Raw genomic sequence first — 583 nt, forward strand, 5'->3', positions numbered from 1 at the left:
TCTCATTCGTAACATGTCGTCTTCTTTTCTTCGTAAATCATGAATGACGAGTGTGAAGAACTCTCTTTCGGTCATTCTCCAAAATACCTCTGGTTCTATACCAAAATCAAGAATAGCTATTGCGAAATCACGCTCGTCATCATCTACTTTTTTTGGGTGTCATCTTCGCTTTCTGCCGACTTATAAACCTCAATAAGTCTTTTGTACTCTTTGAACTGTTCTTCATTCATAAAAGCAGCAGAAAGAGCTTCTAACACTGATTCGAAAAGTTTAACAAAACCACAATCTTCAGCGTTTACTGCTTCTTCAATAATGTCACAAGCTCTTTCTTTTGATACCTTTTGACCGCCACCGCGCAACAAAGTCCAAAATATTGCTGCAAATTGATATTCATTTACTACGTTTCCATTTACACACATCATCGAATAGTGACGTTTTACATTCATGTTGTATTCATTTTCTAACTGTATTCGCTTGTATCGATCTAGTCGCAAATTATAAATATCCCCATCTACTATTAATTGAGTAGAGGGGATGAATTTTGGATTACTCATGATTAAGATCCTGATGGTGGAGTTGGTAC

The 583-nt window shown here is 36.4% G+C and carries 2 protein-coding genes; both read right to left on the minus strand.

What is annotated here, in order from left to right:
* Positions 1 to 120 (minus strand): phage tail assembly chaperone (locus tag ACPUEY_RS14105; protein ID WP_425122476.1); only part of this gene is annotated, 120 nt, incomplete at its 3' end.
* Between the two features lie 23 nt (positions 121 to 143).
* Positions 144 to 583: hypothetical protein (locus ACPUEY_RS14110; protein ID WP_425122475.1), on the minus strand; the 440-nt coding region annotated here is incomplete at its 5' end.

Source organism: Acinetobacter sp. G11, assembly GCF_049808495.1.
In the GTDB taxonomy this organism is placed as follows: domain Bacteria; phylum Pseudomonadota; class Gammaproteobacteria; order Pseudomonadales; family Moraxellaceae; genus Acinetobacter; species Acinetobacter kookii.